This window comes from Mesorhizobium sp. M1A.F.Ca.IN.022.07.1.1 (assembly GCF_003997575.1).
In the GTDB taxonomy this organism is placed as follows: domain Bacteria; phylum Pseudomonadota; class Alphaproteobacteria; order Rhizobiales; family Rhizobiaceae; genus Mesorhizobium.
Map to the genome: position 1 here is coordinate 1 of NZ_RZST01000498.1, position 3,131 is coordinate 3,131.

General features: G+C 64.0%; 4 protein-coding genes and 1 pseudogene. 3 read left to right on the forward strand and 2 right to left on the reverse strand.

The window, feature by feature from the left end; genetic code table 11:
* On the reverse strand, positions 1–364 hold a 364-nt coding region (locus EOA75_RS31090), incomplete at its 3' end, for a response regulator (RefSeq protein ID WP_127325962.1).
* Between the two features lie 636 nt (positions 365–1,000).
* Between EOA75_RS31090 and EOA75_RS31100 the strand changes: the two genes are divergently transcribed.
* A complete protein-coding gene (locus EOA75_RS31100) occupies positions 1,001–1,882 on the forward strand; it encodes a CoA ester lyase (protein ID WP_164747695.1) in 882 nt (293 codons plus the stop codon).
* 56 nt (positions 1,883–1,938) lie between these two features.
* Positions 1,939–2,145, forward strand: coding sequence for a DUF1737 domain-containing protein (locus EOA75_RS31105; RefSeq protein WP_095831752.1), 207 nt, complete (start codon positions 1,939–1,941; stop codon positions 2,143–2,145).
* A 25-nt stretch (positions 2,146–2,170) separates the two neighbouring features.
* Here the strand turns inward: EOA75_RS31105 and EOA75_RS31110 are convergent, their stop codons facing one another.
* Positions 2,171–2,608 (reverse strand): metallopeptidase family protein, encoded by a 438-nt coding sequence (locus EOA75_RS31110; RefSeq protein ID WP_127325960.1) that lies wholly within the window; start codon positions 2,606–2,608, stop codon positions 2,171–2,173.
* Positions 2,609–2,791: 183 nt separating this feature from the next.
* Between EOA75_RS31110 and EOA75_RS31115 the strand changes: the two are divergent.
* Positions 2,792–3,131, forward strand: a pseudogene (locus EOA75_RS31115) (hypothetical protein); the annotation flags it as partial.

Genomic DNA, 3,131 nt, shown 5'->3' on the forward strand with positions numbered 1-3,131 from the left:
GGCGCCCCCGCCGCAGGATGACGTTGACGCGGGCAACCAGCTCGCGTGGGCTGAACGGTTTCGTCACATAGTCGTCGCCGCCCATTTCAAGGCCGAGGATACGGTCGATTTCTTCATCGCGGGCCGACAGGAACAGCACCGGCACGTCGGAGCGCTGCCGCAGCCTGCGGCAGACCTCCAGCCCGTCCATCTCCGGCATGCCGATGTCGAGCACGATGAGGTCGGGCGCGCGGCGCTCGAGCGCTTGCAGCGCGGCGGCGCCGTCGGCGACGGCGGCCGTCTTCATGCCGGCCTTTTCCAGCGCGAAGCAGATGATCTCGCGGATATGCGGATCGTCGTCGGCGACGAGGATGTTGTGCGGCATGGAATCGGCAGCTCGCTGAATACGGTTTGTCATGACAGGATTAGCAAGCGGGCAGTGCTTGTCGAGAGCGCGCAAAGGCCGCCAGTCGTGAAAGCTGGCGTCAAGACCGAACCGTCCCGAGCGCCGCCGCTCGCATGGCATGCCGCAGCCGTGATCTTGGGATGAAAGGAAGCATGACCGCCGTGATGCGCGGCCTCTGCGGCTCGACCAACCACCAGCCTTCGTTGCGGAGGCGCCGGGGCAGGGACCAGCGGGATCTGTGATGTGTTCGCATGCCGCCTGTTTCGCCGGCGGCTGCGGAAAGCGCGCGGCGGATTGGAGGAGGTTTTCCGCAAGGATTTGCAGATTTCGTGCAGGAGCAAAGTCGTTCAGGCTGGCGCCCCCTCTCACCTGCCTGCCGGCATCCTCTCCCCGTATAGTGACGGGGAGAGGGGCGCTGCCATCGCCGGCTTCGCCAATCGCCAGCATTGCAGGAGCCGCCATCGCGGCCAGGCCCTTTCTCCCCGTCACTATACGGGGAGAAATGCCCGGCAGGGCAATGAGGGGCGGCGCCGGCTTCGACAATTAGCCAGAACGCAAATGAGTTCAATGGTGCCGCGCCTTGCCTCACTCGTCTCCAGCCGGCATAGATCGGTCATGACCTCTGACACCTACCGCCCGCGCCGCTCCGTGCTCTATATGCCCGCTTCGAACGACAAGGCGCTGGCCAAGATCCCGTCCTTGGCCTGCGACGCGGTCATGATCGACCTCGAGGATGGCGTCGCGCCCGCCGACAAGGTTTCCGCCCGCGACAAGATTACCGGCATCCTCGCCGCGCGGCCGGCGCGCCGCTGCGAGATGGTGGTGCGCATCAATCCGCTCGGCAGTGAATGGGGCATCGACGACCTGTTGACCGTCGCCAAGGCAGAGCCCGACGGCATTCTTTTGCCCAAGATCGGCACGCCGCGCGACATCCTCGAGGCCGGCGACCTGCTCGACGACAATTTCGCCCCAGATACCGTGAAACTCTGGGCGATGATCGAGACGCCCAAGGCGCTGCTCAACGTCGGCGCCATCGCCGAGCTTGGCCGCGATCCTGCTTCTCGGCTGGCTTGTTTCGTTGCCGGAACGAACGATCTGGTGAAGGCAACCGGCATTTTGGCAACGCCCGACCGGCGCTATCTCACGCCCTGGCTGCTGCAGCTTGTGCTCGCCGCCCGCGCCGGCGGCCTCGACGTGATCGACGGCGTCGCCAACGACTTTCGCGACCTCGACGCCCTGGCGCGGGAATGCGCCGAGGCGGCCGCCATGGGTTTCGACGGCAAATCGCTGATCCACCCCGCCCAGATCGAGCCGGCGAACCACGCCTTTGCGCCGGCGCCGGAGGCCCTGGCCAGAGCGCGGGCGATCAGGGAGGCGTTCTCACGGCCCGAAAATGCCGGCAAAAGCGTCATTGCGCTGCACGGCCGCATGGTCGAGCGACTGCATCTGGCGGAAGCCGAGAAACTTCTGGCGAAGGCCGCAATCATCGGCGCATGATGCGCTCGAGCGATTCCAGGAAAGATAGACAAGCATTGGTCACGACAGGGTCGAAAATGAAACTCTACCGCTTTCTGTCCGGTCCGGACGATTCCACTTTCTGCCATAAGGTGACTTCGGCCCTGAACAAGGGCTGGCACCTGTTCGGCTCGCCGACCTATGCCTATGACAAGACGACCAAGTCGATGCGCTGCGGCCAGGCCGTGGTGAAGGATGTCGAGGGCCAGGAATATACGCCCGACACCAAGCTCAGCGATTGGTAGGAAAGGGCGGCAGCCCTCTCATTCGTCACCCCGCCACTGCCTGCTCGGCCGCTTCCTCGATCCGCTCCATGTCGTCGTCCGACAGGCCGAAATGGTGGCCGATTTCGTGGATCAGAACGTGGGTGACGATGTCGCCCAGCGTCTCCTCGTTCTCGGCCCAATAGTCGAGGATGGCGCGGCGGTAGAGCGTGATGCGGTTCGGCCCCTCGCCGGTCTGCGGGTTCCAGCGCTCGGCGATGCCGCGCCCCTCGAACAGGCCAAGCAGGTCGAAGGGCGTCTCCAGCGACAGGTCGTCCATGATCTCGTCGGTCGGAAAATCGGCGATCTGGATGATGATCTCGCCGGTGAGCTTGCGGAACTCCTCCGGCAGATGGGCGTAGGCCTCCAGCGCCAGAAGTTCCATCTCATCCATCGATGGCGAGAGTTGGTCATGCCAGATGCGGGTCTTGTAGATGCGGGCCATGAGGTTTCCTTTGACCTCGGCATATAGGCTTTCGCCCCGGTGGAGGCAAATGGGCCCGGCTGGCTGGGTCTTGGAAGCTGAAAGCCGAAGGAATAAATTCCTTGCGACTCCGCTTGACTCTTCCAGGCCCCTCTGGAATCTATAAGAACATAACAGGAACAAGTGCTGCCGAAAGTGAACGTCATGGCGATAAGCGCCGTGGCGCGGGAAACTGTTTTTGCCCTGCGCCGCCAGATCGCGAAGATCGAGGGAACGCTGCCCGAGCGCCTGGAAGCGCCGGCTTCCGGCGCGCCAAAAGCGATTCCAGGAACAGTGCGAAGCGGTTTTCCGTCCGGACTTGCAAAAAAACAAATAGCTGGCGATGCCGCGGGATCGGATGTCACCCCCGAAATCACCATCGTCCAGCGCGGCCTCGCTGTGGCCTCGCCGGATGCCTTCCTGAACACCGGCGTAGAACGCCTCGACACCGCCCTCGGCGGCGGCCTGCCCAAGGCGGCGCTCAGTGAAATCCATGGGCTGGAGA

Coding starts and splice junctions, on each gene's coding strand:
- EOA75_RS31100 (WP_164747695.1), top strand. CDS start 1,001: ATGACCTCTGACACCTACCGCCCGCGCCGCTCCGTGCTCTATATGCCC.
- EOA75_RS31105 (WP_095831752.1), top strand. CDS start 1,939: ATGAAACTCTACCGCTTTCTGTCCGGTCCGGACGATTCCACTTTCTGC.
- EOA75_RS31110 (WP_127325960.1), bottom strand. CDS start 2,608: ATGGCCCGCATCTACAAGACCCGCATCTGGCATGACCAACTCTCGCCA.